This window comes from Lapillicoccus sp. (genome assembly GCF_036559105.1).
Taxonomy (GTDB): Bacteria; Actinomycetota; Actinomycetes; order Actinomycetales; family Dermatophilaceae; genus Lapillicoccus.
Map to the genome: position 1 here is coordinate 76,779 of NZ_DATBTV010000122.1, position 26,986 is coordinate 103,764.

A 26,986-nucleotide genomic window follows, 5' to 3' on the forward strand; every position below is an offset into this window, starting at 1 on the left:
CGTTCGCGAGGGTATCCGTCGGTATTCGTGCGGTCGCACCGGTCGGATGGCCGCCGCCGGTTCGTAAGGGATTCGTCATCCCCGCGATGCGCTGCTCCACGGTCGGTGCGGCTCGGTCAGCGGTTACCGTCGAGCGTGGCCAGAGCAGACGCGGCGACGAAGGCCGTCGCGGGAGTCGGGCTGGCCTCCGTCGCCGCGTATCTCGTGGTGGTCCTCCAGCGGATCGGCTACCCCTATGAGCTGACCTACTTCGAGGGGAGCACGGTGGAGGTGGCCGGCCGGGTCGCGGCGGGTCAGTCGCTCTACGGGCCGCCCACCACGGAGTACACGCCGTGGCCCTACCCCCCGCTCTACTTCTGGCTGACTGGAGCGCTGGCCAAGCTCACCGGGGTCGACCTCACCACGATGCGCGTGGTCTCGGTCGCGGCGAGTGTCGCCGTCCTGGTGCTCCTGGCCCTCATCGTGCGGCGCGCCGGCGGCAGCACCGTCGCGGGGATCGTGGCTGCGGGTCTCTACGCCGCGACCTACCGCGTCAGCGGCGCCTTCGCCGACACCGCCCGCGTCGACTCCCTGCTCCTCGCGCTGCTCCTGGCCGCGGTGTTCGTCGGTATGCGGGCGCGCACCTGGCGGGGCGGGGTCGGGCTGGGAGGGATGTTGCTGCTGGCCTTCCTCACCAAGCAGAACGCCCTGCTCGTGGCTGCGCCGATGCTGCTGTGGCTTCTCGTACGCCGTCGCGGAGTGGGGGTCGGTGCGACGACGACGCTCGGCATCGGGGTGGTGGCGTCGACGCTCGTCGGCAACGTGGTAACCGACGGCTGGTACGCCCGGTACGTCGTGGAACAGCTGCCCACCCAGTCGTGGTCGCTCCGGTGGCTGTGGGCGTTCTGGTGGGAGGACCTGCTCCTGCCCTTCGCCGTGTCCGCGGCCGTCGTCGTGGTGGCGTTCGTGGTCCGACGGGTCCGCCCGGGGTCGCAGCGAGGGGAGCGGGACGCGTGGCCCGAGGACTACGGCTACCTCGCCGCCTGCGCGGTGGGGATGCTCGCCGCGTCGTGGGTGGCGCGGCTCCACGAGGGCGGGGCGGCGAACGTCGCGATGCCGGCACAGGCGGCGGCCGCCGGGGCGCTGGGCCTGTTGCTGGCCCGGTGGTTGAGGTCCGGGTCCGTGACGGCGACGGTCGCGTGGGTCGTGGCGGCACTGCTGGCCGTCCAGGTCGTCACGATGTCGTCGGCACACCTCGGCGTCGTCCCGTCGCAGGAGGATAGGGACGCCGGGGACCGCTTCATCGCGACCCTTCGCCAGCTCCCGGGCACGGTGCTGGTGCCGACCCATCCGTACTACCTACGGCTGGCCGGCCTTCCCACCCACGCCTCGGCGATCGCCATCTACGACCTGTCGCACGCGAAGGACGGTCCCGAGCACCTCTCCGGGGTGCTGCCGTGGAGCCTCGCAGGGGTGAACGCGGTGGTGCTGGACAACGCCACCGATGTCGGGCTGTTCGGCGACGCGCTCACCCGGGACTTCACGCTGGTGACCTCGACCGTCGTCCCGGACGGCGTGTTCCTGCCCGAGACCGATCTGCCGACGCACCCGGCGCTGCTCTACGTGCGGACGACGGCGCTGCTGGCCGGTGACGGGTCTCGTCAGCTCTCGGCGGCGACGTCACCGTCGAAGCGGTAGCCGGCGCCCCGCGCCGTCACGACCAGCTGCGGGTCGGACGGGTCGACCTCCACCTTCTCGCGCAGCCGACGCACGTGGACGGTGACGGTGGAGGTGTCGCCGAAGTCCCAGCCCCAGACCCGGCGCATCAGCTGCTCCTTGGTGAACGCTTCGCCCGGGTGCGCCATGAGATAGCCGAGCAGGTCGAACTCCCTTGGCGTCAGGGCGGTTTCGGCCCCGTTGACGGTGACTCGCCGGGCCCCGACATCGAGGGTGACCCGTCCGGCCGAGAACCGGCGCGGGACCAGAGGAGCGGAGCCCAGGCGTTCGGCCCGCCGGAGCAGGGACTGGACCCGGCCGACTGCCTCCCGGGGGCTGAACGGCTTGACCATGTAGTCGTCCGCGCCGAGGTCGAGGCCGAGCAGGCGGTCGTCCTCGTCGCCGAGAGCGCTGAGGATCATCACGGCGGCGGTGTCGTCGTCCGTTCGCCGGCGGCGCAGCACGTCGAGTCCGGACATGCCGGGCAGCATGATGTCGAGGATGACGACGTCCGGCTTCCGCCGGCTCCACTCGGCCAGCGCACCCGGACCGTCCTCGCAGACGAACGCGTCGAAGCCCGCCTTGCGGAGGTACGCCAGGAGCACGCCGGAGACGGTGGGATCGTCCTCGGCGACCATCACGGTGGCGGCCACGACGACGAGGCTAGCGGCGTACCGGGTCGACGGTAAGCCGCCGTAAGGGCTTCGTCATCGGCGCCGAACGACGGGGGCGAGGCGTCACCCATACCGTGCGGGAATGGACTGCACCCTGGACGTGGTGCTGCCGTGCTTGGACGAGGCGGCGGCGCTGGAGTGGGTGCTGTCCCGGATGCCGGTCGGAGCCAGACCGATCGTCGTCGACAACGGCTCGACCGACGGGTCCGCAGACGTGGCCGTCGGGCTGGGGGCGACGGTCGTCTCTGAGTGGCGACGCGGCTACGGCGCAGCCTGTCACGCAGGGCTGGAGGCCGCCACCGCCCCGCTGGTCGCGGTGATGGACTGCGACGCGACGTTGGACCCCCAGGAGCTGGAGCGGTTCGTCGCTGCGGTGGCGTCCGATGACGTGCCCACCCTGGCCGTCGGCCGACGTGTTCCGGTCAGTGCGGCGAGCTGGCCCTGGCATCTGAGAGTGGCCAACCGGGTGGTGGCCGGGAGGGTGAACCGGCGAACCGGGTTGTCGCTGGCCGATATCGGGCCGATGCGGGTCGCCCCCCGCGAGGCCCTGCTCGCCCTTGGGCTCGAGGACCGGCGGTCCGGCTACCCCGTCGAGACCGTCGTGCGGGCGGCCGAGGCGGGGTGGCTCGTCGTGCAGGTCGACGTCCCGTACGCCGCACGGTCGGGTCGGTCGAAGGTCACCGGGACCCCGCTCGGCGCCGCCCGTGCGGTCCGTGACATGACCGCCGTGCTGAGTCGGTGAACGGGATGAAGCCCGAGGTCGTCGTCGTGCTCGCCAAGTCACCGGTCGCCGGCCGGGTCAAGACCCGGCTGCAACCGGCGTTCAGCGGCGCCGAGGCCGCTGCCCTGGCGGCTGCCGCCATCCGCGACACGCTCGACGCGGTGGGCGACCTCGGCCCACGGCGGACGGTGGTCGCATGGGACGGCCCGCGAGTGCCGTGGCTGCCGTCGTCGGTATGCGTTCTGCCACAACGGGGTACGACGCTCGACGAGCGGCTGGAGCACGTGTTCGATGACGTGTACGCGTCCGAGGGCGCCCCCGCCCGTGTGCTGCTCGTCGGGATGGACACGCCTCATCTGCTGGCCGCCGACCTCGATGTGCCGTGGGGCGACGACGACGCGGTACTCGGACCGTCGTGCGACGGTGGGTACTGGTCGATCGGCTTCCGCCGACACGTGCCGGGAGCGATCCGCGGCGTGCCGATGTCGACCGCGCGGACCGGAGGCGACCAGCTCGTCCGACTCGAGCGCCTCGGCCTTCGGGTGGGACTTCTGCCCATGATGCGGGACGTCGACGACCCCGAGGACGCGGCAGCGGTCGCGGCCGCAGCGCCCGCCACGCGGTTCGGCCGTCTGCACCGGCGGCTCGTCGGGTCCCCCTGCTCGCCCGCGACGCTGTTCGACGCGGCGCTGTCCGGGGTTCCGGTCGAGATTCGCGTGGCGGACGGCAAGGAGCACGCGGCCGGGTTCCTCGGAGCAGGGATGCTCGACGCCACCCCGTGGGGACGGCTGACCGAGGCCGACGAGGTGGTCGTCTCTCGCTGCGAGGGTCCGGTGCTCGACATCGGGTGTGGTCCCGGCCGGTTCGTCGAGGCGTTGGCGTGCGCGGGCATACCCGCCCTCGGCGTCGACCTGAGCCGCGAGGCGGTGCGCCAGACCCGTGGCCGCGGCGGGTTCGCGCTGCTGCGCGACGTGCACGACCGCGTGCCGGGTGAGGGGCGCTGGGGGACCGTGCTCCTGGCCGACGGCAACATCGGTATCGGCGGCGACCCCCTCACCCTGCTTCGCCGCTGCCGAGCCGTGCTGCGCCCGGGTGCCGTGGCCCTGGTCGAGACCAGTCCCGACCGAGGTCACGACATCCGGACCACGGTGACCCTGCACGGCCCCTGGGGCCGCCGGTCGCATCCGGTGCCGTGGGCGGTGCTCGGGTCGGCGGCCGTCGTGGACCTGGCCGCGAGCGCGGGGTTCGTCGCCGTGGAGGAGTGGAACGTGAGCGGTCGGGCGTTCGTCATGCTCCGGCACGCCGGGTGACCGGCTCGCAGTAGAGCAGGTGTCGCGGACGGTGATCGGGCCCAGCGACTGGTTGCCGTCCGTGCCCGGCACCTCGTGGTCGTCACCGACCGGGCGCCCCAGGTCGTCGACGACCCGGACCCGGCACGTCGACGGGTGGGTCGGTGCGCCGACCATCCCGGACAGGACCAGGGTGAAGTCGCCGGTGTTGCGGGGTCGTAGTCGAGTCGACGACCTCGCTGGTGAGCAGCCAGTCACCGCGGGCCTCGACGAGGAGGCCGCCCAGCCCGGTGCCGTTCTCGTCGACCACGGTGCCGGTGACCGTGAGGCTCACGGGTGCATCACCGCACGACCACCGTCGACCTCGTCACGCGCATAGCAGACCCCTTCGCCAGCACCGTCCGAACTCAGATGTTCCTCGGTTTCGAGGGGCGGTCGTCCCAAAAACCGCCAAACATCTGAGCTCGGACGCCGCCGACGACCTAGAGGACGTGCTGGCCGTACATCTCGCCCAACGGGTCGGCGATCAGCTCGATCCGTGCGCCGTCGGGGTCGGTGAAGTACATCGAGACCTCGCTGTGCACCACATACTCCACGCCGGCGTCGTCGAACCGCGCCGCAATCTGTCGCCATCGCTCGGGTTCCACCGAGATGGCCATGTGGTGCAGCCCGCCGAGCACCTCGGCGTAGGGACCGACGCCGAGCCCGGGGAAGTCGAAGAAGGCGAGCAGGTTGTCGTGCCCGATGTCGAAGAAGAAGTGGGACGACCCGGGGTAGTCGCGGTTCTCGATCAGCTCGGTGAGCGGAAAGCCGAGCAGGTCCTGGTAGAAGGCGATCGTCCGCTCGACGTCGCTGCTGATCAGGGCGGTGTGGTGCAGCCCTCGGGCGGTCGAGGCCGGGCGGCGGTCCGGCGGAAGGAGGTGACGCTCCCGCAGCTCAGCGCGTCGGGCCTCGAGGGAGTCCAGGGTGGGGCCGTCCGGAGGGCCGTCGCTCATCGTTTGTTCTCCTCGGTTCGGGTGATGGACGAATCCTGCACCCAGCCGACCGGTATCCTGAGGGTATGGCGGAAACCGTCTGGTATGTGGGCTACGGCTCCAACCTGAGCGAGGACCGCTTCACCCGTTACCTCGGCGACGAGGACGGCGACGGGGGTCAGGGCCGCCGCGTCAGCCGGTGGGTCGAGTTCGACTATCCCGTCTACTTCGCCGGGGCGTCGAGGAACTGGGGCGGGGCCGTGGCCTTCTGCGGACTGTTCCCGGCGCCCGAGCCGGCGACCACTGCCCGCGCGTACGCCGTGTCCGTCGACGAGCTCACCACCGTCCTCGCGCTGGAGAACGGGCGTCGCTCACTGCCGTGGGAGCTGCCGGACACCGAGGTCGGCGAGTGGACCCCGCTGCCGGTGTCACTGGCCGACGACGGCTTCGGCGGCAAGTACAACGCCGTCCTGCGGCTGCCGGACATCGACGGTGCGCCGGCATTCACCGTCACGACGAGCCATGTCCTCCCGCTCGCCGACCCGGCCCCCGAGTACCTCGAGGTGATCACCGCCGCTCGCGCCGACCGGCCGGTGGCCGACCTGGTCGACCTGCTCGACCTGGTCGATGCAGGGGTCGCGCCGGGCATGACCGGCGACAACCGCGAGTACCTCGCGAGCTAGCTCGCGTCGAGCAGCCGCCGGCCCAGGCCGGCGATGGTGTGCTGGAGCTCCACCCCTCCGACGACGCGGAACGGGGCGGGGATGACCGCCAGCTGCTCGGCGTACCAGTAGGGGTTTCCCGTCGTCCCGGTGAGCCGGGTGCGATCAGCCGCAGCGATGATGTGCGGTTCTTGGGTACCGTGACCGGAGAGTGGGCGGTCGGGGGCCATGGCCCGAGGGCGTACCGGTCCAGGTTCCCGGCATGGACGCCGAGCTGCTCTTCGCCGGGGAGGGTGACTTCGACGCCCCCGCGAGCTCGTCTCGCTGGTGCCGGACGCCGAGCTGTCCGTCTACCCGGGGAACGTGCACCTCGTCGCCGACTCGTCGCGGCCGCACTCGATGAGGCCGCCGCGGACCTGCTGACCGCTCGTGTCCTGGACCTCCTCGGACCCGTCTGACGGGCCCTCAGACGAAGGAGCGCCCCTCGCCCCGGTACGTCGGGACGACCTCGACCACCGCGCCGTCACGGACGAGGTGCAGCTCGTTCACGTGCTCGCACAGCTCGCCGGCCTTGGCGTGCCGGAACCAGACCCGGTCGCCGACGTCCAGGTGTGCGGCGGCCGGTCCGAGCAGTGGCGTCTGCACCTCGCCGGCGCCCTCGGTCGTGGTGAGGTGGAGGCCGCCGGGCCACGCCGGTGACGGCAGCCGGTCCCTCCCGCTTGCTCCCGAGGCGACCCAGCCGCCGCCGAGCACGGTCGCGGTGTCCGGCGTGGGCTTGCGGACCACCGGCAGCACGAAGAACGCCGCCGGCTCGTGCCGGAACCCGCGGTACGTGTCGAACAACCCGGGGGAGTAGAGGCCGGACCCGGCCCCCAGCTCGGTGACGGCGTCCTCGGCGCCCGTCGCCTCGAGGCTGCCCGTGCCGCCGCCGTTGACGAACTCCAGTGGGACCAGCGCGCGGACCGCGGCGACGACATCCGCCCGCCGCTCACGCAGCTCGGCCGCGGAGGCGCGCTGCATCGCGCGGATCGCGGTCCGTCGCACCGGCGAGCCCGGTGCGTTGTCCCCGACCCCGGCGATCTGCCCCTCGTAGGCCATCAGCCCCACCAGCCGCACCCCCGGGTACGCCTCGACGGCCCGGGCCAGGGCCGTCGCGTCGTCGGCCGACCGCACCGGTGACCGGCGTGGCCCGATGTGGACGCGGTCACCCGCCAGGTGCAGGGACGCGTCGAGGTCGAGGCAGACCCGGACCGGCGCAGCCTTCTCACCGGCCGCGGCCGCGATGAACGCCAGGTGCTCGGGCGAGTCGACCATCACGGTCACCCGCCGCGCGAGCTCCTCGTCGTGCGCGAGGGTATGCAGTGCCGCCCGGTTCGCGGTCGGGTAGCCGACCAGGACGTCCTCCACCTCCTCGGCCAGCCAGAGCGCCTCCGGGAGGGTGAAGGCCAAGATGCCGCGGTAGCCGTCCATCGCCAGGACCTGACGCTGAATCGCCCGACACCGGACCGACTTGCTGGCCAACCGGATCGGCGTTCCGCCGGCCCGCTCGGCCATGGCTCGGGCGTTCGACCCCAGGGCCTCGAGGTCGACCACCGCGTAGGGCGGTTCGAGGTGCTCCGTGGCCGCCGCCAGGGACGCGTACCGGCTCATCGGGCGGCTCCGACCGGAGCGCCGAGCACCCGGTCCAGGTAGTCGTTGGTGAAGACGCCGGTCGGGTCGAGCTCGTCCCGCAGGGCCACGAAGTCGGCGAACCGCGGGTACCGCGCGCTCAGCTCCGGCACGCCCAGGCGGTGCATCTTGCCCCAGTGCGGCCGGCCGTCGACCGCGTCGAAGACGTCCTCCACCCGGTCGAAGAACGGCTGGTGCGGCATCGACCGGTACTGGTGGAAGGCGATGTATGCGCTCGGTCGCCGGTACGTCGGGGCCAGGGGGATGTCGTCGGCGGCCACGAACCGGCACTCGAAGGGAAAGGCCACCGGATGGTCGAGTCCGCCCAGGAGAGAACGAAGCTCGCCGAACACGTCACGAAACCGTCCGCGCTCGAACGCATACTCGCCCTCGTTGAACCGCACGTCGCGTCGTGACGCGAACACGCGGTGGGACAGGTCGGAGTACTCGCGTCGGCTCAGCGCTCCGGTGACGATCCGGTTGACTCGCGGCACGAACGCCGGACGCCGGGCGGCGACCCGCAGGAGCGCGTCCCAGCCGACGTTGCTGACCACCGCCTCGTCGAACCAGTGGGCCAGACGCCCCTCCGGCTCCAGCTCCGTATCGGCCGGCAGCCGCTGGAACCGGCGGGTCAGCGCCGTGTCGGTGTAGGGGAACCAGAAGAACTCGAAGTGGTCGTTGGTCTCCACCAGGTCGTCGACCTCGTCGAGCACCCGGTCGATCGGCATCGGCTCGTCGACGACGTGGAGCGCGAACCGCGGCACGCACTGCAGCGTGATCGCGGTGATGACGCCGAGGGCCCCGAGCCCGACGCGGGCGAGCTCCAGCAGCTCGGGGCGCTCGTCGGCCGAGGTCGTGACGACGGAACCGTCGGCGAGCACCATCTCCAGCCCACGGATCTGTGTCGCGATCCCCCCGAACCGGCCGCCGGTGCCGTGCGTCCCGGTGGACGTCGCGCCGGCCAGGGTCTGCCGGTCGATGTCGCCGAGGTTCTCCATGGCCAGCCCGTGCTCGTCGAGCAGCGGTGTCAGCCGGTGCAGCGGGATGCCCGACCCGACCGTCACCAGGCCGGACTCCGCGTCGACGTCGACCAGCCGGCCGAGCCGGTCCAGCCGGACCTGGACGCCGTCGGCCGCGGCGATCTCGCTGAACGAGTGCCCTGACCCGACCGCCTTGACCCGCAGGCCGTCCTGGACCGCGGACTTCACGGTCGCGGCGACGTGGGCGGTGTCGGCCGGTACTGCGATGCGCTCCGGCGCGGAGCGCACCCGGCCGCTCCAGTTCTGCCAGGTCGTGGGTGTTGTCACGGGTCGCGACCTTAGTCGGGGTCCCCGCGAAGTATCGGAGTGGAGTGGAGAATGTCGTGGGGTGGCCTTGGACGACGTATTCGTGGGAGACACTCTCTCCCGATGAACACGTCGCCTGCCGCCAGCCGGTGGTCCGTCGTCGCGGCCTTCACCGTGGTCGGCGCGGCCACCCAGATCGTCTGGCTCACCTACGCGCCGGTCACCACGGCCGCCGCCGAGCACTTCGGCGTCTCCGAGAACGCCGTCGGATGGCTGGCCAACCTCTTCCCGCTGTTCTACGTCCTGCTGGCCATCCCGGCCGGCGTCCTGCTCGACCGGTGGTTCCGCGGCGCGGTCGTCGCCGGGTCGGTGCTCACCGCAGGGGGCGCGCTGCTGCGGTTGGCCGGCGACTCGTACGCGTGGGCGCTCGCCGGGCAGTGCCTCGCCGCGATCGCGCAGCCGTTGGTGCTCAACGCGATCACCGGGGTGGCCGGCCGCTACCTGCGGGAGGAGGACCGCCCGACCGGCATCGCGGTCGGGACGGCCAGCACCTTCGCCGGCATGGTGGTCGCCTTCGTCCTCGGGGCCGCGCTACCGGACGCCGGGCAGCTCACCACGCTGGTCGCGATCGGCGCGGCGGTCTCGGTCGCCGGTGCGGTCGCGGTCTCGGTGGCGCTCCGGCGGCCGGGCGAGCAGCGGCATACCCGGCCGGCGCAGGGGACGGACGCCTTGCGCACCGCCGTCCGCGATCCCTTCGTCCGGAAGGTCTGCCTCCTCGTCCTCTTCCCTTTCGGGACGTTCATCGCCTTGACCACGTTCGGCCAGGCGCTGCTCGAACCCGCCGGCGTCTCGGCGACGACGGCCAGCGTGATCCTGCTGGTCGCCGTCGTCGCCGGCGTGGCCGGCTGCGCGGTCGTTCCTGTCGTGGCGGCCCGTCGGGGGGCAGAGCTGCAGGTGATGACCGTCGGCCTGGTCCTCAGCGCGGTGGCCTGCCTGCTGCTCGCCGTCGTCCCGGCGGTCGTGAGCGGCTTCGTCTCGATGACCGTCGTCGGCTTCCTGCTGCTGCCAGCGCTGCCGATCGTCCTCGAGCTGGTCGGTCGCCGGTCCGGTGAGGCGGAAGGTACGGCTGCGGGCCTGGTGTGGATGTCGGGCAACCTCGGCGGGCTGGTGGTCAGCCTCGTGGTCGGACTTCTGGTCGGGCAGCCGGGGCTGGCCTTCGCCACCTGCGCGGTCCTGTGCCTCCTCGCGGTTCCCGGCGTCTGGAGCCTGCGACCGCACCTGAGCGAGCCGGCGCGCGACCCGGCCACCACCTCCGACGACCCGGCCACCACCTCCGACGGCTCGGCGAGCGTGACCGGCCGATGACCGGAGTCGGGCTCGTGGGTGCGGGACCGTGGGCAACCATGTTCCACGCGCCGATGCTGGCCGGCGCGTCCGGGCTGGACCTGAGCGTGGTGTGGGCCCGGCGGCCGGAGGCGGCAACGGCGCTCGCGCAGCGCTTCGGCGCGCAGGCGGTCGGCTCGTTCGACGAGCTGCTCGAGCGGTGCGACGCCGTGGCCTTCGCCGTCCCGCCCGACGTCCAGGCGGCGCTGGCCGTCCGGGCGGCTGACGCCGGGCGACACCTGCTCCTCGAGAAGCCGGTGGCGACCACCCTCGGGGACGCCGAACGCGTCGCCGCTGCGGTGCTTCGGGCCGGGGTGAGGTCCCAGGTGGTGCTGACGATCCGGTACCGGCCGGAGGTCCGCGCGTTTCTTCGCGGTGTTCCCGCGGAGACGGTGACCTACGTCCGCGGCTCGTGCGTGGGTCCTGGCGCCCTCGCCGGCTCGCCGTTCGCGACGCCGTGGCGGCAGTCGTCCGGCGCGGCGCTCCTCGATGTCGGGCCGCACACGTTCGACCTGCTCGAGGCGGTGGCCGGGCCGGTCACCGAGGTCCGGGCGGCAGCGCGCGGCGGGGTCACGACGGCCTCCACCGTTCACCGGCACGGCGCCGTCGGGCACGTCGCGCTGTCCGTCACCACGCCGGACGGACCGGGCGGCGTGACCCTCGACGTCGTCACCAACAGCGGGTTCGCGTCGATGCCCACCGGACCGGCCGACGAGGCATCGGTGTGGCGAGCGATCACCGACGAGTTCGCCCACACCATCGAGAGCGGTGAGCCGCACCCGCTCGACGTCCACCACGGGGTCCGCCTCCAACGCGTCCTGGAGGCGGCGGCCGTGTCCGTCGGCACGGGTCAGCCCGTCCTCCTTCCCTGACTGGAAAGGCCGGCCGTGGCCGTGCAGCGCGTCACCCCGATCCCGGTCACGGGCTCGCGGCCTGGCCGTCGGCGCCGGACGCACTCCGCCGGTTCTGACCCCGCGATCGCCACGGTGAGGGTATGCGGCTCGGCGTCATCGACATCGGGTCGAACACGGTGCACCTGCTCGTCGTGGACGCCTACCCCGGTGCCCACCCGCTGCCGTCGTCGTCGCACAAGATCGCGCTCCGCCTGTCGGAGGGGATGAGCGGCCGTACGTCGCCCGCTCGCTGTCCCCCGCCGATGTGACCGCCTGGGTTCCCGACTCGCCGGGTTGGACCGTTCCGCCCGCGCCGGCCTGCCGGGGGTGTCGCGGGACCGCGCCGGGCAGCTGCTCGGCGGCGCCCTGGTCGCCGAGGCGGCGCTCGACCTGCTCGCCGTCGACGACCTGACCATCGGTCCGTGGGCGCTTGCGCGAGGGCATCATCCTGCGGCGGCTCGACCACCTGGCGTAGGGGTGCCCACCGGCAGGATCGGGTCCGGGAGCGACTCGAGGTCGTCGGCCACGACCGCGCGGATGGCAGCGACCACGGCGAGCGCGTGCTCGCGACGGGCGACCAGCGACTCGTGGGTCGCTCCCTGGACCACCCGCCGGACGCTGCGAGTCGAAAGGCCGGTCAACTCGATCTGCAGGGCGGTGAGCGTCTCCGCTCCTCTGGGCTGCTCGGTCACGCCCAGGACGACCAGGGGGAGGGCGCCGAGGTCGGACACCAGCTGGGCGCGGCTGGTCGGCCAGGCGGCCATCTGGTCGGCCTCCACGGCCGACGTGCCGGGCAGCGCGCTGCGGGCTCGCAGCTGGGCGGCCGGTCGGTCGGGCAGCCCGGCGGAGATCGCCCTGGACAGGTCGACGAGCCGGAGGAGGCCGACCCGGGCCAGCACGGCCGTGACCCGCTGCGAGGCCACGATCATCCGGTCCGCGTTTCGCACCGGCCAGCGCACCCACTGGTCCGGGTTCGAGGCGTCCACCAGGACCAGGCCCGCGGTCTCGCCGGGGTACCGCTGGGCGAAGGCCCGGACCGGCAGTCCGCCGAACGAGTGACCGGCCAACACGTAGGGCCCGGGCACCCCGGCCGCCTGCAGGGCCGTATGCAGCTCGACGGCCAGCGTGTCGGCGTCGCGCGGAGCGGTGCCTCGCTCACTCCACCCCAGTCCGGCGCGGTCGTATGCCACGACCCTCAGCGCCGGTGCGAGCTCGCTCTGGACCCAGTACCAGTTGGGTGAGAACGAGCCCATCCCGGCCTCCAGCACCACGGTCGGCCTGGGACCTTCGCCGCGGACGTCCAGGTGGAGCCGGTGCCCCCCGATGTCGACGAGCACGCCTGGAGGCGGGTACTGCCGCTCGTCCCGTCGCGTCGCCCACGCCTGGACCAGCGCCCCCACGGCCGCCATCCCGAGCACGGGGGCGCCGAGTCTGAGGAACCCCGCAGCGGGCAACGACCCCATCGTCCAAGAGTCCTCGGTCGGGTCCGCCGTGTCGAGAGCCATGATCCGGGGACCGGCGCGCGGGGCTGTGGTTGCCACCGAGCATCTCCCGTGATCTCATGAGGCCAGCTCGCTGCCCCGGACCCGGCACGGCGCTCGTCCGGACGCATCGAGGTGACATGTCTCTACCCACGGTCCCGGCCGTCGCTCCCTCCGCTCCGCAGCGCGCGACCCGCACCGCGATGACCAGTGACTACTCCGAGCTGATGGCGCAGGTGCGTGGGCTCGGGCTGCTGCGGCGTCGACGCGGTGCCTACGCCGTCCGGTCGGCCGCCCTGGGTGCCGCTCTCCTGCTGACGCTCGCCGCCGTCCTCTGGCTCGGTGACTCGTGGTACCAGCTCGTCGTCGCCGCCGTTCTCGGGGTGGTGCTCAGCCAGTACGGGTTCCTGGCCCACGACGCGGCGCACCGGCAGATCTTCGAGACCAACCGGGCGAACGAGTGGAACGCCAGGCTGATGTCGACAGTGGTCATCGGGTTGAGCTACGGATGGTGGGTCAAGAAGCACAACGCGCACCACCGCAGCCCGAACCAGATCGGTCGCGACCCCGACATCGCCCCTGGTGGCCTGGTGTTCACCGCGGAGGAGGCCCAGTCGCGGTCGCCAAGGGTACGGTGGATCAGGCGGCACCAGGGCTACCTGTTCTTCCCGATGCTGCTGTTGGAGGGCCTCAACCTCCACGCCGCCGGGGTGCGGACGTTGCTGCAGCGTTCCGACCTGAGTCACCGCGCCCTCGAGGGCGGTCTCATCGCGGTGCGTTTCGTGGCCTACCTGGCTCTGCTGTTCCTCGTCATGCCTCCGGGACTGGCGGCTGCGTTCCTCGGCGTGCAGATGGCCACGTTCGGACTATTGCTCGGTGCCGCGTTCGCGCCCAACCACAAGGGCATGCCGGTCGTCCCGCGCGACGCCAAGATCGACTTCCTCCGTCGCCAGGTCCTCATGTCCCGGAACGTGAGGGGCGGCCCCTTCGTGGACGTGGCCATGGGCGGACTGAACTACCAGATCGAGCACCACCTCTTCCCGAGCATGCCGCGCGACAACCTGCGTCACGCGCAGTCGGTCGTGCGCGCGTACTGCCTGGAGAAGGACATCCCCTACACGGAGGCGTCGCTGGTGGGCTCCTACGCGATCGTCATCGACTATCTCAACGTTGTGGGGCTCGGCGAGCGTGACCCGTTCTCGTGCCCCTTCGTGACCGACTTCCGCTGACGGGCAGTCGCGGCCGATCCGCGTACGGTGAGGTTGTTCGCCTCGGACCCGGCGGGCAAGAATCCTGGGTCGGCGAGGAGGACCGGTGGTGGAGCATCCCAACCGTGTCGACCAGCTGACGGCGCTCGTCGACGGCCAGCCGATCGCCGACGACGACGAGCCGGGCGCCTCGGGTCGCCTTCGACGGCTGTGTGTGACGGTGACCCAGGTCCTCCCGGCGACGTGGGCCGGACTCAGCCTGGCCGAGGACGGGAAGATCAGCGGGGCGCTGACCGGTTCGGACGCGCACGCGCGCGAGCTCGAAGGACTCCAGTTCACCTTCGGTGAGGGTCCGTGCGTGGACTCCGTGCGGACCCGGCGTCCGGTGATGGAGCCGGACCTCGCCTCGTCGGGCGTCCGGCGCTGGCCGGCATACGCACCGGCCGCTCACCAGCGGGGGATCCGCGGCGTGTATGCGTTCCCGCTGCGGGTGGGGGTGGCCTGCCTCGGCGCGCTCGACGTCTACCGCGACGGGATCGAACCCGTGTCGCCGGCCACCATCGACGACGGGCGGATCTTCGCCGACATCGCCCTGACCATGCTGGTGCGCGACGACCCGGTGTCGGCCGCTGGAGTCGGCGTCGCGTCGCTGGACGCCCTGCTCACGCCCGCGATGGAGGTCTACCAGGCTCAGGGCATGGTGATGGTCGACCTGGGCGTGACCCTGGCCGATGCCCTGGTGAGGCTTCGGGCCTACGCCTTCGTCGAGGGACGACCCGTCGCCGAGGTGGCCCGCGACGTCGTGGCCGGCCGCGTGCGGTTGGATCCATAGTTGTCGAGCCCGGCCGTCCCGGGACACACTCGGAGCACCGAAGGGAGTCCCGCATGATCGCCGTAGAAAAGCTTGCCGCTGTGTTCGTCGAGGTGGCCGACACGCTCGTCGTCGACTTCGACATCGTCGACTTCCTCCAGATGGTCACCGCGCGCAGCGCCGACATGACCCGCGCCCAGGCGGCGGGACTGGTGCTCGCGAACGAGCGGAACCAGCTCCAGTTCATGGCGGCGTCGCAGGAGTCGGTCAAGCTGTTGGAGCTGTTCCAGCTGCAGGCGGAGGAAGGACCCTGCCTCGACTGCTTCCGCTTCGGTGCTGCGGTGGCCAACGCCGACCTGGCCCGAGCGGCCGAACGCTGGCCCCGGTTCGCTCCGGAGGCCGTCCGCGCCGGGTACCGCGCGGTGCACGCCTTCCCGTTGCGGCACCGGAACAAGGTCATCGGCGCCCTGAACCTGTTCAGTACCAGCGAGGGGCGGATCGACGCCAACGACGGGAAGGTCATCCAGGCCCTCGCGGATGTCGCGACCATCGGGCTGCTGCAGCAGCGGGCCATCGCGCACGGCGAGATCCTCACCGAGCAGCTCCAGGTCGCCCTGGCCTCCCGCGTCTCCATCGAACAGGCCAAGGGAGCGCTCGCGCGGATGCGCAGGGTGTCGGTGGACGAGGCGTTCACCCTGATGCGGACGCACGCCCGGCAGAACCACCTCAAGCTCACCGACCTGGCCCTCGCCGTCATCCACGATCCGGCCAGCCAGCCGGGGCTGACGGGCCTTGACCTAGGTTGACCGCGTGAAGGTGCTGTTGCTGGAGAACGTCCATCCCGTCGCCGCCGAGGCGTTCCGGCGCGACGGTTACGACGTCGAGGCGCGTTCGGGGTCGCTCAGTGAGGGCGAGCTGGTCGACGCGCTGGCCGGCGTCTCCCTACTAGGGATCCGGTCCAACACCAAGGTGACCGCGCGCGCCCTCGACGCCGGCAAGGACCTGCTCGCCGTGGGGTGCTTCTGCATCGGGACGAACCAGGTCGACCTCACCGAGGCGGCCGCCCGTGGCGTGGCCGTCTTCAACGCGCCCTTCTCCAACACCCGCAGCGTCGTGGAGCTGGTGCTCGGTGAGCTCCTCTCCCTGGCTCGCCGCCTCCCCGAGAAGACCCAACGCATGCACGACGGGATCTGGGACAAGTCGGCGAAGGGCAGCCACGAGGTCCGCGGACGCACGCTCGGGATCGTCGGCTACGGCAACATCGGCACCCAGCTGTCCAACGTCGCCGAGGCGATCGGTATGCGGGTGGTGTTCTTCGACACCGCCGACCGGCTCGCGCACGGCAACGCCCGTCCGGTCGGCTCGCTCGACGAGCTGCTCGCGCAGGCCGACGTCGTCAGCATTCACGTCGACGGGCGGCCGGGGAACGCCGGCCTGTTCGGGCCCGAGCAGTTCGCGCTGATGAGGCCGGGTTCGGTGTTCATCAACGCGTCCCGCGGCATGGTCGTGGACGACGAGGCACTGCGCGACCACATCCTGTCCGGGCACCTGTCCGGAGCGGCCATCGACGTGTTCCCCACCGAGCCCAAGGCGCAGGGCGACCCGTTCGAGTCGCCGCTGCGCGGACTGGACAACGTGATCCTCACGCCGCACGTCGGCGGGTCGACCCAGGAGGCCCAGCAGGAGATCGGGTCGTTCGTGTCGACCAAGCTGCTCGGGTTCGTGGCCGCCGGCGGGACGTCCCTCGCGGTGAACCTGCCCGAGGTCGTGCCGCCGCCCCCACAGGGTGCGTTCCGGATGGGCTACCTGCACCAGAACGTGCCCGGCGTCCTGGCCTCGATCAACCGGACGCTGGCCGACGCGGGTGCCAACGTCGTCGGTCAGTCACTGTCCACCCGCGGCGAGCACGGCTACGTCGTCACCGACACCAACGTCGCGCTGCCCGAGACCACTCTGGCCGCCCTGCGCCAGTCGCCCGAGGCGATCTGGCTGCGCACCTGGCCGGCGTGAGCCGGGAGCAGCACAGGTGTCGACGCGTACCCCGTTCCTGGAAGAGCTGCTCGTCGCTCTCCCGGGGCGGGTGCTCACCGCACCTGAGGACGTCGGCGCGTACTGCACCGACTCCTCGCGGGCAAGTCTCGACGGGCTGCCCCTCGCCGTCGTCACCGCTCGCTCGACGGACGACGTGGCGACCGCTCTGCGCTGGGCGAACCGGCACCGCGTCAAGGTGTCCGTGCGCGGCAGTGGCACCGGCCTGACCGGCGGTGCGGTCGCCTACCCGGACGGGCTGGTCGTGTCCCTCGCCGCCATGGACCGGATCCTCGGCATCGACCCGGCGAACCGGCTCGCCGACGTGCAGGCCGGCGTCGTCACCGCCGAGATCGACCGGGCCGCAGCCGCATACGGGCTCATGTATGCGCCGGACCCCGCCAGCCACCGGGAGTCGACGATCGGCGGCAACATCGCGACCAACGCGGGTGGGCTGCGGTGCGTGAAGTACGGCGTGACCGCCGACAGTGTGGCGGGACTCGAGGTGGTGTTGGCCTCGGGCGATGTGGTCCGAACCGGGGGGCGAACCCGGAAGGACGTGGTGGGGTACGACCTGACCCGGTTGTTCGTCGGGTCGGAGGGCACGCTCGGTGTCGTGACGGCGGCGACGGTGCGGCTGGTGCCGCGGCCGACGGGCGACACGGTGACGTTCCGCGCGGTCTTCCCGACGCTGGCGAGCGCGGGGGAGGCGGTCACCGCGATCATGGCGACCACCGCGGTCCCCGAGGTCATGGAGCTGATGGACCGGCCCAGTGTGGACGCGGTGGAGAGGCACCACCCGACCGGGCTGAGCACCGACGGGGCGGCGGCGGTTCTGGTGGGGCAGTTCATCGGACCGTCGGCCCGGGTCCAGTCCGCCGACGTCGCCCGGCTGTGCCGTGACGCCGGCGCGACGGGCGTCGACGAGGCGGACGGCGACATCCTCCTCGAGGCCCGCCGGGTCACCGGGCGGGCGCTGTCGGCGGAGGGGCTGCGCGTCTCGTCCGACGTCGCCGTGCCGATCGCGCGGCTGGCCGAGATGTTCGGCGTGATCGAGCAGATCAGCCGGGAGGAGCGCGTCGGCATCCCGACCTTCGCGCACGCCGGCGACGGCAACCTGCACCCGTCGGTCATCGTCGACCCCGCCGACCCGGTGGCGCGCGAGCACGGCGAGCGGGTCCTCGACCGGGTCAGCGACGCGGCGCTGGCGCTCGGCGGCACGCTGTCGGGGGAGCACGGGATCGGCTCGCTCAAGCACCACGCCCTGTCCAAGCAGCTCGACCCGCCCACGCTGGCCGCGCACCGGCTGGTCAGGGACGCCTTCGACCCGAACCACATCCTCTCGCCCGGCCGAGGGATCTGAGTCCCGCCGCCCCCGGAATACCAGTGGGGAGCGAAATCGGTGTGATGACACCGAAATCGCTCCCCGATCGGGATTTGCGCGTCAGGCGAGGTCGAAGCGGTCCAGGTTCATCACCCTGACCCATGCGGCCACGAAGTCCTGGACGAACTTGGCCTGGGCATCGTCGCTGGCATACACCTCGGCCAGCGCCCGGAGCTGGGAGTGTGAGCCGAACACCAGGTCGACCGCTGTTGCCTGCCACCGAGGCTCACCCGAGACCCGGTCGCGGCCGTCGTAGACGTTCTCCGCCGACTCGGACGGCCTCCACTCGGTCGCCATGTCCAGCAGGTTCACGAACACGTCGTTGGTCAGCGTTCCGGGCCGGTCGGTGAGGACGCCGAGCGACGTGCCTCCCGCGTTGGCGCCGAGGGCGCGCAAGCCGCCGACGAGCACCGTCATCTCGGGTGCGGTGAGTCGCAGCAGGTTGGCCCGGTCGAGCAGCAACGTCTCCGGCGCCAGCTTCTCGCCCGCGCGGAGGAAGTTGCGGAAGCCGTCCGCCTGCGGCTCGAGCACGGCGAACGCCTCGACGTCGGTCTGGTCCTGCGAGGCGTCGGTGCGGCCCGGCGCGAACGGAACGGTCACCTGGTGGCCGCCCGCCGCGGCGGCCTGCTCGATGGCCGCCCCTCCTGCCAGCACGATCAGGTCGGCCATCGAGATCCGCTTGCTGCCGGCGCCGTCGTTGAACTCCGCCTGGACGCCCTCGAGGGTCGACAGCACCGTCGCCAGGGTGGCCGGGTCGTTGGCCGCCCAGCTGCGCTGCGGCTCCAGCCGGATCCGCGCACCGTTGGCGCCGCCGCGGTTGTCTGTGCCGCGGAAGCTGGCCGCCGACGCCCACGCCGTCCCGACCAGCTGCGCGACCGACAGCCCCGACGCCAGCACCGCGGCCTTGAGCGCCGCCACATCGGCGTCGTCCACCAGCTCGTGGTCCACCGCCGGCACCGGGTCCTGCCAGAGCTGGGCCTCGGCGACCCAGGGCCCCAGGTATCGCGACACCGGTCCCATGTCGCGGTGCAGCAGCTTGTACCAGGCCTTGGCGAACGCCAGGGCCAGCTCGTCCGGGTGCTCGAGGAACCGCCGCGAGATCGGCTCGTAGACCGGGTCCATCCGCAGCGCCAGGTCGCTCGTCAGCATCATCGGGGCGTGTCGCACCGACGCGTCGTGCGCGTCCGGCACCGCGTCAGAACCGGCACCGCCCTTGGGGTGCCACTGCTTCGCGCCGGCCGGGCTCTGACCCAGCTCCCACTCGTAGCCGAACAGGGTCTCGAAGTAGCTGCTGTCCCAGGTGACCGGCGTCGGCGTCCAGGCGCCCTCCAGGCCACTGGTGATCGCGTCCTTGCCCTTGCCCGTCCCGTTGGCGTTCGACCAGCCGAAGCCCTGGTGCTCGACCGGACAGCCCTCCGGCTCCGGCCCGAGCAGGCTCGGGTCGCCGTTGCCGTGGCACTTGCCGAACGTGTGGCCGCCGGCGATGAGGGCGACCGTCTCCTCGTCGTTCATCGCCATCCGGCGGAACGTCTCGCGGATGTCGTGCGCCGACGCCAACGGGTCGGCACTGCCGTTGGGGCCCTCGGGGTTCACGTAGATGAGCCCCATCTGGACGGCTCCGAGAGGTCCGGACAGGTCCCGCTCGCCGCTGTAGCGCTCGTCACCGAGCCAGGTGTCCTCGGGCCCCCAGAAGATCTCCTCCGGCTCCCAGGTGTCCTCCCGCCCGAACCCGAACCCGAACGTCTGGAACCCCATCGACTCGAGCGCGACGTTCCCGCTGAACACCAGCAGGTCGGCCCACGAGATCCGCTGCCCGTACTTCTGCTTGACCGGCCACAGCAGCCGGCGCGCCTTGTCGAGGCTCACGTTGTCGGGCCAGCTGTTGAGCGGGGCGAACCGTTGAGCACCGTCGCCGGCGCCGCCCCGCCCGTCGTGGATCCGGTACGTGCCGGCCGAGTGCCAGCTCATCCGGATGAACAACGGCCCGTAGTGGCCGTAGTCGGCCGGCCACCACTCCTGCGACGACGTCATCACCTGGAGCACGTCCCGCTTCAACGCCTCGACGTCGAGGCCCGCGAACTGTGACGCGTAGTCGAACGACGCGCCCAACGGGTTGGACTTCGGCGAGTGCTGGCTCAGGACCTGGAGGTTCAGCTGGTTCGGCCACCAGTCCTGGTTCGTATGCGGTCGACTCGCCGTCGGCTCCGGTGCGTCGACGACCGGGTTCTCACTCTCGCTGCCGTGCTTGGACACGTTCGCTGCCTCTCCTCGGGCCGTGCTCCGGATGATGTTCTCGATGGGTCAGACGGTCGCCGGGACCGCCGCGCAGTCCCGGCACAGGCCCCAGTAGGTGACCTCGGCCTCGTCGATGACGAAGCCACGGTCCGCGGACGTGGTGAGGCAGGGCGCCTCGCCGACGGCGCAGTCGACGTCGGCGATGGACCCGCACGACCGGCATACGACGTGGTGGTGGTTGTCCCCGACCCGCGCCTCGTACCGCGCCACCGACCCCGACGGCTGGATCCGCCGGAGCAGTCCAGCCGCGGTGAGGGCCCGAAGGACGTCGTAGACCGCCTGGTGGGACACGGCCGGGAGCTCGGCGCGGACGGCGCCGATGACCGAGTCGGTGTCGGCGTGGGGGTGGGCATCCACCGCCGCGAGCACCGCCAACCGGGGCACGGTCACCCGCAGGGACGCTCCTCGCAACCGGCGCTCGAGGTCGGCGGTCGTCGACACGCCGCTCACTATGCCCCTGTCTTCTGGAACGCATCAAGACTCCCTGGGCGTCCAGGATCCGGACGAGGTGTGCCGAGGCCTCGGCGGCTGGTCCACGATTGATAAGTCCTACTTATCTGATGGGAAATATCGAGTTATACGACTCGACCCCGTGGCCTCTGGAGCATCATGTCCATCCCTCGTCGTCGTCCCACCCTCGTCGCCGCGCTCGGCGCGGCTCTCGCCCTGGTGACGACCTCCGCCTGCAGCGGCGGGTCCAGTGACGTGGTCGGTGCCCCGGCCGCCACTCAGGCCCCGGCCGCCGGCGGGTCGGGCGGCACCATCAACCTGTACGCGTACGCCGTCCCCAAGCCCGGCTTCGACAAGCTGATCCCGGCCTTCACCGCGACGGCTGCCGGCCAGGGTGTGACCTTCCAGCAGTCCTACGGCGCCTCGGGCGACCAGTCGCGCAAGGTCGCGGCCGGCGCCACCGCCGACATCGTGAACTTCTCCGTCGAGCCCGACGTGACCCGGCTGGTCGACGCCGGGCTGGTCGACGCCGGCTGGAACTCGGGCCAGTACAAGGGGATCCCGTTCGGCTCGGTCGTGACCATTGTGGTCCGCAAGGGCAACCCGAAGGGGATCAAGGACTGGGATGACCTGCTCAAGCCGGGCGTCAACGTCGTCACGCCCAACCCGTTCAGCTCCGGCTCCGCCAAGTGGAACCTGCTGGCGCCGTACACGGCGAAGAGCGACGGCGGCACCAACGCGCAGGCCGGCCTGGACTACGTCAGCGCCCTGGTCAAGGACCACGTCACGACCCAGCCGAAGTCCGGTCGTGAGGCCAGCGACACGTTCCTCCAGGGCACCGGCGACGCCCTGATCAGCTACGAGAACGAGGCGATCTTCCTCGAGCGCGGCGGCGACCCGGTCGAGCACGTTACCCCGCCGACGACGTTCAAGATCGAGAACCCGCTCGCCGTGGTCAAGACCAGCACCAACCTCGCCACGGCCCAGGCGTTCAACGACTACCTCTACACGCCGGCGGCGCAGACCCTGTTGGCCCAGGCCGGGTTCCGCCCGGTGGACGAGGCGGTGGCCAAGGAGTACGCCTCCAGCTTCCCGGCGCCGGCCAAGCTCTGGACGATCGCCGACCTCGGTGGCTGGAAGACCGTCGACAAGGCCCTCTTCGCCAAGGACACCGGGACCATCGCGGTGATCTACGACGCAGCCACGAAGTGACGTCATGAGCGTCACCACCGCACCCGCACCCCCGGCACCGGAGCGCGTCGAGCGACCCCCTCGTATGCGCCGGGTCACCGGCACCGTCGGTCCCCTGGCGATCGGGGTGTCGGTGCTCTGGCTGAGCGTCATCGTGCTGCTGCCGCTGGCGGCGCTCACGTTGACGGCCCTGTCGGGGGGCCTGGGGGAGTTCTGGGACGCCGTGACGGCTCCCGCGGCGCTGGCGGCACTGCGGGTCACGCTCGGGGCCTCGGCGGTCGTCGCCCTGTTCAACGTCGTCATGGGGACGCTGATCGCCTGGGTTCTGGTCCGGGACGACTTCCGGGGCAAGAGCCTGGTGAACGCGCTCATCGACCTACCGTTCGCCCTGCCCACCATCGTGGCGAGCATTGTGCTGCTGTCGCTCTACGGCCCGAACAGCCCGGTGGGGGTGCGCCTCAACGCGACCACGGCCGGGCTGGCCGTGGCCCTGGCCTTCGTGACCCTGCCCTTCGTCGTCCGGGCGGTGCAGCCGGTCCTCATCGAGGCCGACCGGGAGGTGGAGGAGGCGGCGGCGTCACTCGGAGCGAGCAACTGGACGATCTTCCGTCGGGTCCTCCTGCCGACCCTCGCGCCCGCGATCCTCAGCGGCGGCGGGCTCGCGTTCGCGCGGGCGATCGGCGAGTACGGCTCCGTGGTGCTCATCGGGGGGAACATCCCGGGCGTGACCCAGGTCGCGTCGCAGTACATCCAGCAGCAGATCGAGATCGACCGGCCGGCCAACGCCGCCGCCGTGTCGGTCGTGCTGCTCCTGGTCGCCTTCCTGGTGCTCCTCGTCCTGCGGCTGGTCGCGGGAGTGCAGCAGCGTCGCGAGGAGAAGGCGCCGTGAGGCTCAGCACCGGTGCCCGCCTGACCGCGCGGACCATCGTCCTGGCCTACCTGGGCGTCCTCGTGGCGCTGCCCGTCGCGGTGATCCTGTGGCGGTCGTTCGGCGAGGGGATCGGGGCGTTCGTCGCCTCGGTCACGACCCCTGCGGCGATCTCGGCCTTCAACCTGTCGCTGCTCATCGTCGCGATCGTGGTGCCGGTCAACGTCGTCTTCGGGATCACCGTGGCGCTGGCCCTGGTCCGGGGCCGGTTCCCCGGGCGGGCGGCCCTGCAGGCCGTCGTCGACCTGCCCTTCGCGGTGTCGCCCATCGTCGTCGGCGTCGCCCTGATCCTCCTGTGGGGGGTGGGCGGCTGGTTCGGCGGGGTCGAGGCCCTCGGCTTCAGGGTCATCTTCGGGCTGCCCGGCATGGTGCTGGCCACGATCTTCGTGACCATGCCCTTCGTCGTCCGCGAGGTCGAGCCCGTGCTCCACGAGATCGGCGAGGAGCAGGAGCAGGCGGCGGCGACCCTGGGTGCCTCCGGGTGGCAGACGTTCTGGCGGATCACCCTGCCCGCCATCCGCTGGGGGCTCACCTACGGGATCGTCCTCACCATCGCGCGGTCGCTCGGTGAGTTCGGTGCCGTGATCATGGTGTCCTCGGGCTTCCCCGGCGTGTCCCAGACCCTCACCCTGCTCGTCCACGGCCGCTACCTGGACGACCACAACACGTTCGGCGCCTACAGCGCGGCCACCCTGCTCATGGGGATGGCCATCGTCGCGCTCGCGCTGATGACCCTGCTCGACCGGAAGAGGTCCACCCGATGATCACGGTTTCCCACGCGCGCAAGGCGTTCGGCGAGTTCCGCGCGCTCGACGACGTCTCGCTCGACATTCCCGAGGGGTCGCTCACCGCGCTGCTCGGGCCCAGCGGCTCGGGCAAGTCGACCCTGCTGCGGGCGATCGCCGGGCTCGACGACCTGGACAGCGGCGTCGTGATGATCGGCGGTGCCGACGTCACCCGGGTCGTCCCGCAGAAGAGGGGGATCGGTTTCGTCTTCCAGCACTACGCGGCGTTCAAGCACATGACGGTGCGCGACAACATCGCCTTCGGCCTGTCCATCCGGCACCGGCCCAAGGCCGAGATCCAGCGCCGCGTCGACGAGCTGCTCCAGGTCGTCGGGCTTGAGGTGTTCCAGCACCGGTACCCCGCCCAGCTGTCCGGCGGACAGCGCCAACGGATGGCCCTCGCCCGCGCGCTCGCCGTCGACCCGAAGGTCCTGCTGCTGGACGAGCCGTTCGGCGCCCTCGACGCGAAGGTCCGCGCCGACCTGCGGGCGTGGCTGCGCCGACTCCACGACGAGGTGCACGTCACCACTGTCCTGGTCACCCACGACCAGGAGGAGGCGCTCGACGTCGCCGACCGGATCGCGTTGCTGCACCAGGGTCGGATCGAGCAGGTCGGCACCCCGGACGACCTCTACGACCGCCCCGCGAACGCCTTCGTGATGTCGTTCCTCGGCTCGGTGTCCCGGCTCGGAGATCAGCTCGTCCGGCCGCACGACATCGTCCTGCAGCGCTCGACCGGTGTGGATCGGGACGGCGTCCGCGCGACGGTGACGCGGATCGTCCGGCTCGGGTTCGAGGTCCGGGTCGAGCTGCGAGACGACGCGGACGGCGAGTTCACCGCCCAGCTGACCCGCGGCGACGTCGACGCCCTGTCGTTGCAGGAGGGCGATGTGGTCGTGGCCAGGACGGTCCGCCCGTCGCCGGTCGCGGAGACCCCGCCTCCGGACGCGCCGGCTCCCGAACCCGGCGCCGAGCTCGCCGACGTCCTGCGGGTACCCGTCGCGCACTGACCACGCCGATACTGGGCGAGTGGAGCTCTTTCCGGCGCGCGCCGACATCGTGATGCCCGCGGGGGTCGCGGGGCCCGATCCGGTGTCCTTCGTCGTCCACGCCTTCGTCGTGCGCGACGGCGACGACATCATCCTCGTCGACACACTGCAGCAGCCCGGCCACGTCGACCTCATCGCCGAGGCCCTGGCGCGAGCGGGTTCCGGGTTCGAGGCGATCCGCTACATCGTGCTGACCCACCACCACCCCGACCACACCGGCGGCCTGGCGGAGGTGGTCAGCCGGGCACCACAGGCACAGGTGCTCGGTGGCGCCGGGGACGCCCGCGTCATCGCGGAGGCCACCAGAGTGGCTGTCGACGTGGTGGGTGCCGGCGACTCGGTGCTCGGACTCGAGGTGGTACCCACGCCGGGCCACACGGCCGGGCACGTATGCCTGGTCGACCCGGGATCCTCGACGGTGCTGCTCGGCGACGTCGTCGGGAACATCGGTCGCCTGGAGCGTGGACCGGCGCAGTTCACCGAGAACGCCGACCAGGCCGAGGCGACGCTGCACGCGCTGGCCGACCGCGGCCTGGAGCACGGCGTCCCGTCCCACGGTGACCCGTTCGCGGGTGCCTCGCGCTCGATCGCCGAGCTGCTCCGGACGTCGGCCTGACCCACGCCGCCGACCCGCGCCGACACGCATGCCGGCGGGGTGATTCCCAACGGGGCCCTGCGCGGAGGACTCTGGTCTCGTGGCCGACACCACCGCTCCGACGAAGAGCCTCGCCGTTCCCCTCACCGCGTTCGCCGTCGGCGCCGTGGTCGCCGTCCTCGTGGGCGTGTTCGGGAAGATCCACGACCCGACGCTCCAGGGGACGACGACGCTGGGCTTCCGCACCGTCATCGACATGAAGGTCGTCCTGGCGACCGTCGTCGGCGTGCTCGCCGTGCTTCAGATCCTCGGTGGTCTCTGGATCTACGGCCGGCTCGGCCGCCCGGCGCCGGCCTGGGTCGGCCCCGCCCACCGCCTCTCCGGCGCGATCGCCGTCATCCTCGCCGTGTTCGTCGCCTACAGCTGCCTGTGGGCGCTCGGCCTCGAGAGCGGCACGCTCAAGGACGGTGAGCCGGTCGGGACCCGGACCGTCGTGCACGGGGTGCTCGGCTGCGCCGTCATGGGCGCGTTCGTCGTCAAGGCGGCCGCCGTCCGGTCGCGGCGCGCACCAGGATGGTTCCTGCCCCTGGCCGGTGGCCTGCTCTTCGCACTGTTGATCGCCGCGGTGCTGACCTCGGCCGGCTGGTACGTCAGCACTCGAGGCTGGCCGACGTCTGGCTAGAAGGGCATCGCGACGAACGGCGACGCGTAGTCGGTGTCGCTCGACAACGAGGCCTCGCCGTCGGCGGGGGAGACGCGGTTCCGCTCCGCCTCGAGGAACAGGCGCAGCAGCGAGACGTCGCCCGCCGTGGGGATGCCGGTGACCTCGTCGTGCGAAAGCACCCACGACACCGCGGCCGTGATGCGGTCCTGCTCGTCGAACGGCTCGTACCAGGTCGTATGCGTCTTCTCGGCGCCCTCGGGCCAGTTCCGGCGCGACCCGGTCTTGATGGTCATCAGCCCGGCGTCCTGCCGGCGGACCTCGTCGACCAGCGCCTGGTAGTCCGCGCGGTAGGCGTCATCGCGCCAGAGCACGGGGTTGAGCGGCGTCAGCACTGTCGCGAACGGGTACCGGCGCAGCGCCTCGAGGTGCGTGGCGGGTGCGGTCCAGCCGTGACCGGTGATGCCCACGGCGCCCACGAGACCCTCGTCCAGCGCCCGCGTAGCCGCGGCAAGCGCGCCGTCGGCGCCGGTCGCCAGGTCCAGCTCACCGAGGTCGCCGACCGCATGCAGCTGGATCAGGTCGACCCGGTCGGTCTGCAGCCGCTCGAGGGACGCGTTGATCTCGCGCCAGGCCGAGTCGCGGTCCCGCTGTCCGGTCTTGGTGGCCAGAAAGACCCGGTCCCGGATCTGCGGCATCCACGGCCCGAGCCGCAGCTCGGCGTCGCCGTAGCTCGCGGCGACGTCCAGGTGGTTGATGCCGCCGTCCAGGGCCTCCTGGATCGACCGGTCGGCGACGTCCTGGGTCACGTCGCTGAGTGCGGCCGCCCCGTAGATGAGCACTGAGCTGTCGTGGCCGAGACGTCCGAGCCTGCG

General features: G+C 71.8%; 26 protein-coding genes and 1 pseudogene. 18 read left to right on the forward strand and 9 right to left on the reverse strand.

Annotated elements, in window-relative coordinates; translation table 11 throughout:
- Positions 1-135: 135 nt before the first annotated feature.
- A complete protein-coding gene (locus VIG79_RS15455) occupies positions 136-1,677 on the forward strand; it encodes a glycosyltransferase family 39 protein (protein ID WP_331887261.1) in 1,542 nt (513 codons plus the stop codon).
- Here VIG79_RS15455 and VIG79_RS15460 read toward each other — a convergent pair.
- The gene (locus VIG79_RS15460; protein WP_331887263.1) at positions 1,641-2,348 is read right to left on the reverse strand and encodes a response regulator transcription factor; all 708 of its coding nucleotides are present in this window, start codon (positions 2,346-2,348) and stop codon (positions 1,641-1,643) included. The two genes, VIG79_RS15455 and VIG79_RS15460, sit on opposite strands and share 37 nt — an antisense overlap.
- Positions 2,349-2,451: 103 nt before the next feature.
- Here VIG79_RS15460 and VIG79_RS15465 point away from each other — a divergent pair, with 103 nt between their 5' ends.
- Both VIG79_RS15465 and VIG79_RS15470 read left to right on the forward strand, forming a co-directional pair.
- Positions 2,452-3,111, forward strand: a complete 660-nt coding sequence (locus tag VIG79_RS15465) for a glycosyltransferase family 2 protein (RefSeq protein ID WP_331887265.1) — start codon at positions 2,452-2,454, stop codon at positions 3,109-3,111.
- A gap of 5 nt (positions 3,112-3,116) precedes the next feature.
- Positions 3,117-4,400 (forward strand): DUF2064 domain-containing protein, encoded by a 1,284-nt coding sequence (locus VIG79_RS15470; RefSeq protein ID WP_331887267.1) that lies wholly within the window; start codon positions 3,117-3,119, stop codon positions 4,398-4,400.
- A gap of 461 nt (positions 4,401-4,861) precedes the next feature.
- Here VIG79_RS15470 and VIG79_RS15475 read toward each other — a convergent pair whose 3' ends face one another.
- Positions 4,862-5,374, reverse strand: coding sequence for a VOC family protein (locus tag VIG79_RS15475; RefSeq protein WP_331887269.1), 513 nt, complete (start codon positions 5,372-5,374; stop codon positions 4,862-4,864).
- Positions 5,375-5,439: 65 nt separating this feature from the next.
- Here VIG79_RS15475 and VIG79_RS15480 point away from each other — a divergent pair, with 65 nt between their 5' ends.
- Positions 5,440-6,036 (forward strand): hypothetical protein, encoded by a 597-nt coding sequence (locus tag VIG79_RS15480; RefSeq protein ID WP_331887271.1) that lies wholly within the window; start codon positions 5,440-5,442, stop codon positions 6,034-6,036.
- Here VIG79_RS15480 and VIG79_RS15485 read toward each other — a convergent pair.
- From VIG79_RS15485 to VIG79_RS15495, 3 genes are all read right to left on the reverse strand, one after another.
- Positions 6,033-6,245 carry a hypothetical protein gene (locus VIG79_RS15485; RefSeq protein ID WP_331887273.1) on the reverse strand — a complete coding sequence of 71 codons (213 nt, stop codon included), beginning with the start codon at positions 6,243-6,245 and terminating at the stop codon, positions 6,033-6,035. The two genes, VIG79_RS15480 and VIG79_RS15485, sit on opposite strands and share 4 nt — an antisense overlap.
- A 235-nt stretch (positions 6,246-6,480) precedes the next feature.
- On the reverse strand, positions 6,481-7,665 hold the full coding sequence (locus tag VIG79_RS15490) for an amino acid deaminase/aldolase (RefSeq protein ID WP_331887275.1): 1,185 nt from the start codon (positions 7,663-7,665) through the stop codon (positions 6,481-6,483).
- Positions 7,662-8,990 (reverse strand): D-arabinono-1,4-lactone oxidase, encoded by a 1,329-nt coding sequence (locus VIG79_RS15495; RefSeq protein WP_331887277.1) that lies wholly within the window; start codon positions 8,988-8,990, stop codon positions 7,662-7,664. Before VIG79_RS15495 ends, VIG79_RS15490 begins: the two co-directional genes overlap by 4 nt.
- Positions 8,991-9,092: 102 nt before the next feature.
- Between VIG79_RS15495 and VIG79_RS15500 the strand changes: the two genes are divergently transcribed.
- From VIG79_RS15500 to VIG79_RS15510, 3 genes and pseudogenes are all read left to right on the forward strand, one after another.
- Complete coding sequence (locus VIG79_RS15500; RefSeq protein WP_331887279.1) at positions 9,093-10,334, forward strand: MFS transporter; 1,242 nt, start codon at positions 9,093-9,095, stop codon at positions 10,332-10,334.
- The gene (locus VIG79_RS15505) at positions 10,331-11,224 is read left to right on the forward strand and encodes a Gfo/Idh/MocA family oxidoreductase (protein ID WP_331887281.1); all 894 of its coding nucleotides are present in this window, start codon (positions 10,331-10,333) and stop codon (positions 11,222-11,224) included. The genes VIG79_RS15500 and VIG79_RS15505 overlap by 4 nt, the downstream gene beginning before the upstream one ends.
- 122 nt (positions 11,225-11,346) lie before the next feature.
- Positions 11,347-11,466 (forward strand): annotated as a pseudogene (locus tag VIG79_RS15510) (Ppx/GppA family phosphatase); the annotation flags it as partial.
- A 222-nt stretch (positions 11,467-11,688) separates the two neighbouring features.
- Here VIG79_RS15510 and VIG79_RS15515 read toward each other — a convergent pair.
- Positions 11,689-12,786 carry an alpha/beta fold hydrolase gene (locus VIG79_RS15515; RefSeq protein WP_331887285.1) on the reverse strand — a complete coding sequence of 366 codons (1,098 nt, stop codon included), beginning with the start codon at positions 12,784-12,786 and terminating at the stop codon, positions 11,689-11,691.
- An 80-nt stretch (positions 12,787-12,866) separates the two neighbouring features.
- Here VIG79_RS15515 and VIG79_RS15520 point away from each other — a divergent pair, with 80 nt between their 5' ends.
- From VIG79_RS15520 to VIG79_RS15540, 5 genes are all read left to right on the forward strand, one after another.
- On the forward strand, positions 12,867-13,955 hold the full coding sequence (locus VIG79_RS15520; RefSeq protein ID WP_331887287.1) for an acyl-CoA desaturase: 1,089 nt from the start codon (positions 12,867-12,869) through the stop codon (positions 13,953-13,955).
- Between the two features lie 85 nt (positions 13,956-14,040).
- Positions 14,041-14,766: an ANTAR domain-containing protein gene (locus tag VIG79_RS15525; RefSeq protein ID WP_331887289.1), complete on the forward strand. Its 726-nt coding sequence runs from the start codon at positions 14,041-14,043 to the stop codon at positions 14,764-14,766.
- A 53-nt stretch (positions 14,767-14,819) separates the two neighbouring features.
- Positions 14,820-15,551: a GAF and ANTAR domain-containing protein gene (locus VIG79_RS15530; RefSeq protein ID WP_331887291.1), complete on the forward strand. Its 732-nt coding sequence runs from the start codon at positions 14,820-14,822 to the stop codon at positions 15,549-15,551.
- Positions 15,552-15,555: 4 nt separating this feature from the next.
- Entirely contained in the window at positions 15,556-16,755 is a 1,200-nt protein-coding gene (gene serA / locus VIG79_RS15535) for a phosphoglycerate dehydrogenase (RefSeq protein WP_331887293.1), read from the forward strand.
- Positions 16,756-16,771: 16 nt separating this feature from the next.
- Entirely contained in the window at positions 16,772-18,136 is a 1,365-nt protein-coding gene (locus VIG79_RS15540; protein ID WP_331887295.1) for an FAD-binding oxidoreductase, read from the forward strand.
- 81 nt (positions 18,137-18,217) lie between these two features.
- On the opposite strand, the gene katG is transcribed toward VIG79_RS15540, so the two are convergent.
- Both katG and VIG79_RS15550 read right to left on the reverse strand, forming a co-directional pair.
- Positions 18,218-20,455 (reverse strand): catalase/peroxidase HPI, encoded by a 2,238-nt coding sequence (gene katG, locus VIG79_RS15545; protein ID WP_414672643.1) that lies wholly within the window; start codon positions 20,453-20,455, stop codon positions 18,218-18,220.
- A 3-nt stretch (positions 20,456-20,458) separates the two neighbouring features.
- Positions 20,459-20,893: a Fur family transcriptional regulator gene (locus tag VIG79_RS15550; RefSeq protein ID WP_331887299.1), complete on the reverse strand. Its 435-nt coding sequence runs from the start codon at positions 20,891-20,893 to the stop codon at positions 20,459-20,461.
- A 168-nt stretch (positions 20,894-21,061) separates the two neighbouring features.
- On the opposite strand from VIG79_RS15550, the gene VIG79_RS15555 reads away from it, so the two are divergent.
- The 6 genes from VIG79_RS15555 (at position 21,062) to VIG79_RS15580 (ending at position 26,132) form a co-directional block, all read left to right on the forward strand.
- Complete coding sequence (locus VIG79_RS15555; protein WP_331887301.1) at positions 21,062-22,114, forward strand: sulfate ABC transporter substrate-binding protein; 1,053 nt, start codon at positions 21,062-21,064, stop codon at positions 22,112-22,114.
- Between the two features lie 4 nt (positions 22,115-22,118).
- Entirely contained in the window at positions 22,119-22,982 is an 864-nt protein-coding gene (cysT, locus tag VIG79_RS15560; RefSeq protein WP_331887303.1) for a sulfate ABC transporter permease subunit CysT, read from the forward strand.
- The gene (locus VIG79_RS15565; protein WP_331887305.1) at positions 22,979-23,785 is read left to right on the forward strand and encodes a sulfate ABC transporter permease; all 807 of its coding nucleotides are present in this window, start codon (positions 22,979-22,981) and stop codon (positions 23,783-23,785) included. The genes cysT and VIG79_RS15565 overlap by 4 nt, the downstream gene beginning before the upstream one ends.
- Complete coding sequence (locus VIG79_RS15570; protein WP_331887307.1) at positions 23,782-24,816, forward strand: sulfate/molybdate ABC transporter ATP-binding protein; 1,035 nt, start codon at positions 23,782-23,784, stop codon at positions 24,814-24,816. The genes VIG79_RS15565 and VIG79_RS15570 overlap by 4 nt, the downstream gene beginning before the upstream one ends.
- A 19-nt stretch (positions 24,817-24,835) precedes the next feature.
- Positions 24,836-25,471, forward strand: coding sequence for an MBL fold metallo-hydrolase (locus VIG79_RS15575; protein WP_331887309.1), 636 nt, complete (start codon positions 24,836-24,838; stop codon positions 25,469-25,471).
- Between the two features lie 79 nt (positions 25,472-25,550).
- The gene (locus VIG79_RS15580) at positions 25,551-26,132 is read left to right on the forward strand and encodes a DUF6529 family protein (RefSeq protein WP_331887311.1); all 582 of its coding nucleotides are present in this window, start codon (positions 25,551-25,553) and stop codon (positions 26,130-26,132) included.
- Here the strand turns inward: VIG79_RS15580 and VIG79_RS15585 are convergent.
- Positions 26,129-26,986: aldo/keto reductase (locus VIG79_RS15585; protein WP_331887313.1), on the reverse strand; the 858-nt coding region annotated here is incomplete at its 5' end. The genes VIG79_RS15580 and VIG79_RS15585 overlap by 4 nt on opposite strands.

Excerpts from the sequence above, each read along its gene's own strand:
- VIG79_RS15465 (WP_331887265.1), top strand. The coding sequence starts at position 2,452 with ATGGACTGCACCCTGGACGTGGTGCTGCCGTGCTTGGACGAGGCGGCG.
- VIG79_RS15470 (WP_331887267.1), top strand. The coding sequence starts at position 3,117 with ATGAAGCCCGAGGTCGTCGTCGTGCTCGCCAAGTCACCGGTCGCCGGC.
- VIG79_RS15475 (WP_331887269.1), bottom strand. The coding sequence starts at position 5,374 with ATGAGCGACGGCCCTCCGGACGGCCCCACCCTGGACTCCCTCGAGGCC.
- VIG79_RS15480 (WP_331887271.1), top strand. The coding sequence starts at position 5,440 with ATGGCGGAAACCGTCTGGTATGTGGGCTACGGCTCCAACCTGAGCGAG.
- VIG79_RS15485 (WP_331887273.1), bottom strand. The coding sequence starts at position 6,245 with ATGGCCCCCGACCGCCCACTCTCCGGTCACGGTACCCAAGAACCGCAC.
- VIG79_RS15490 (WP_331887275.1), bottom strand. The coding sequence starts at position 7,665 with ATGAGCCGGTACGCGTCCCTGGCGGCGGCCACGGAGCACCTCGAACCG.
- VIG79_RS15500 (WP_331887279.1), top strand. The coding sequence starts at position 9,093 with ATGAACACGTCGCCTGCCGCCAGCCGGTGGTCCGTCGTCGCGGCCTTC.
- VIG79_RS15505 (WP_331887281.1), top strand. The coding sequence starts at position 10,331 with ATGACCGGAGTCGGGCTCGTGGGTGCGGGACCGTGGGCAACCATGTTC.
- VIG79_RS15520 (WP_331887287.1), top strand. The coding sequence starts at position 12,867 with ATGTCTCTACCCACGGTCCCGGCCGTCGCTCCCTCCGCTCCGCAGCGC.
- VIG79_RS15530 (WP_331887291.1), top strand. The coding sequence starts at position 14,820 with ATGATCGCCGTAGAAAAGCTTGCCGCTGTGTTCGTCGAGGTGGCCGAC.
- VIG79_RS15555 (WP_331887301.1), top strand. The coding sequence starts at position 21,062 with ATGTCCATCCCTCGTCGTCGTCCCACCCTCGTCGCCGCGCTCGGCGCG.
- cysT (WP_331887303.1), top strand. The coding sequence starts at position 22,119 with ATGAGCGTCACCACCGCACCCGCACCCCCGGCACCGGAGCGCGTCGAG.
- VIG79_RS15570 (WP_331887307.1), top strand. The coding sequence starts at position 23,782 with ATGATCACGGTTTCCCACGCGCGCAAGGCGTTCGGCGAGTTCCGCGCG.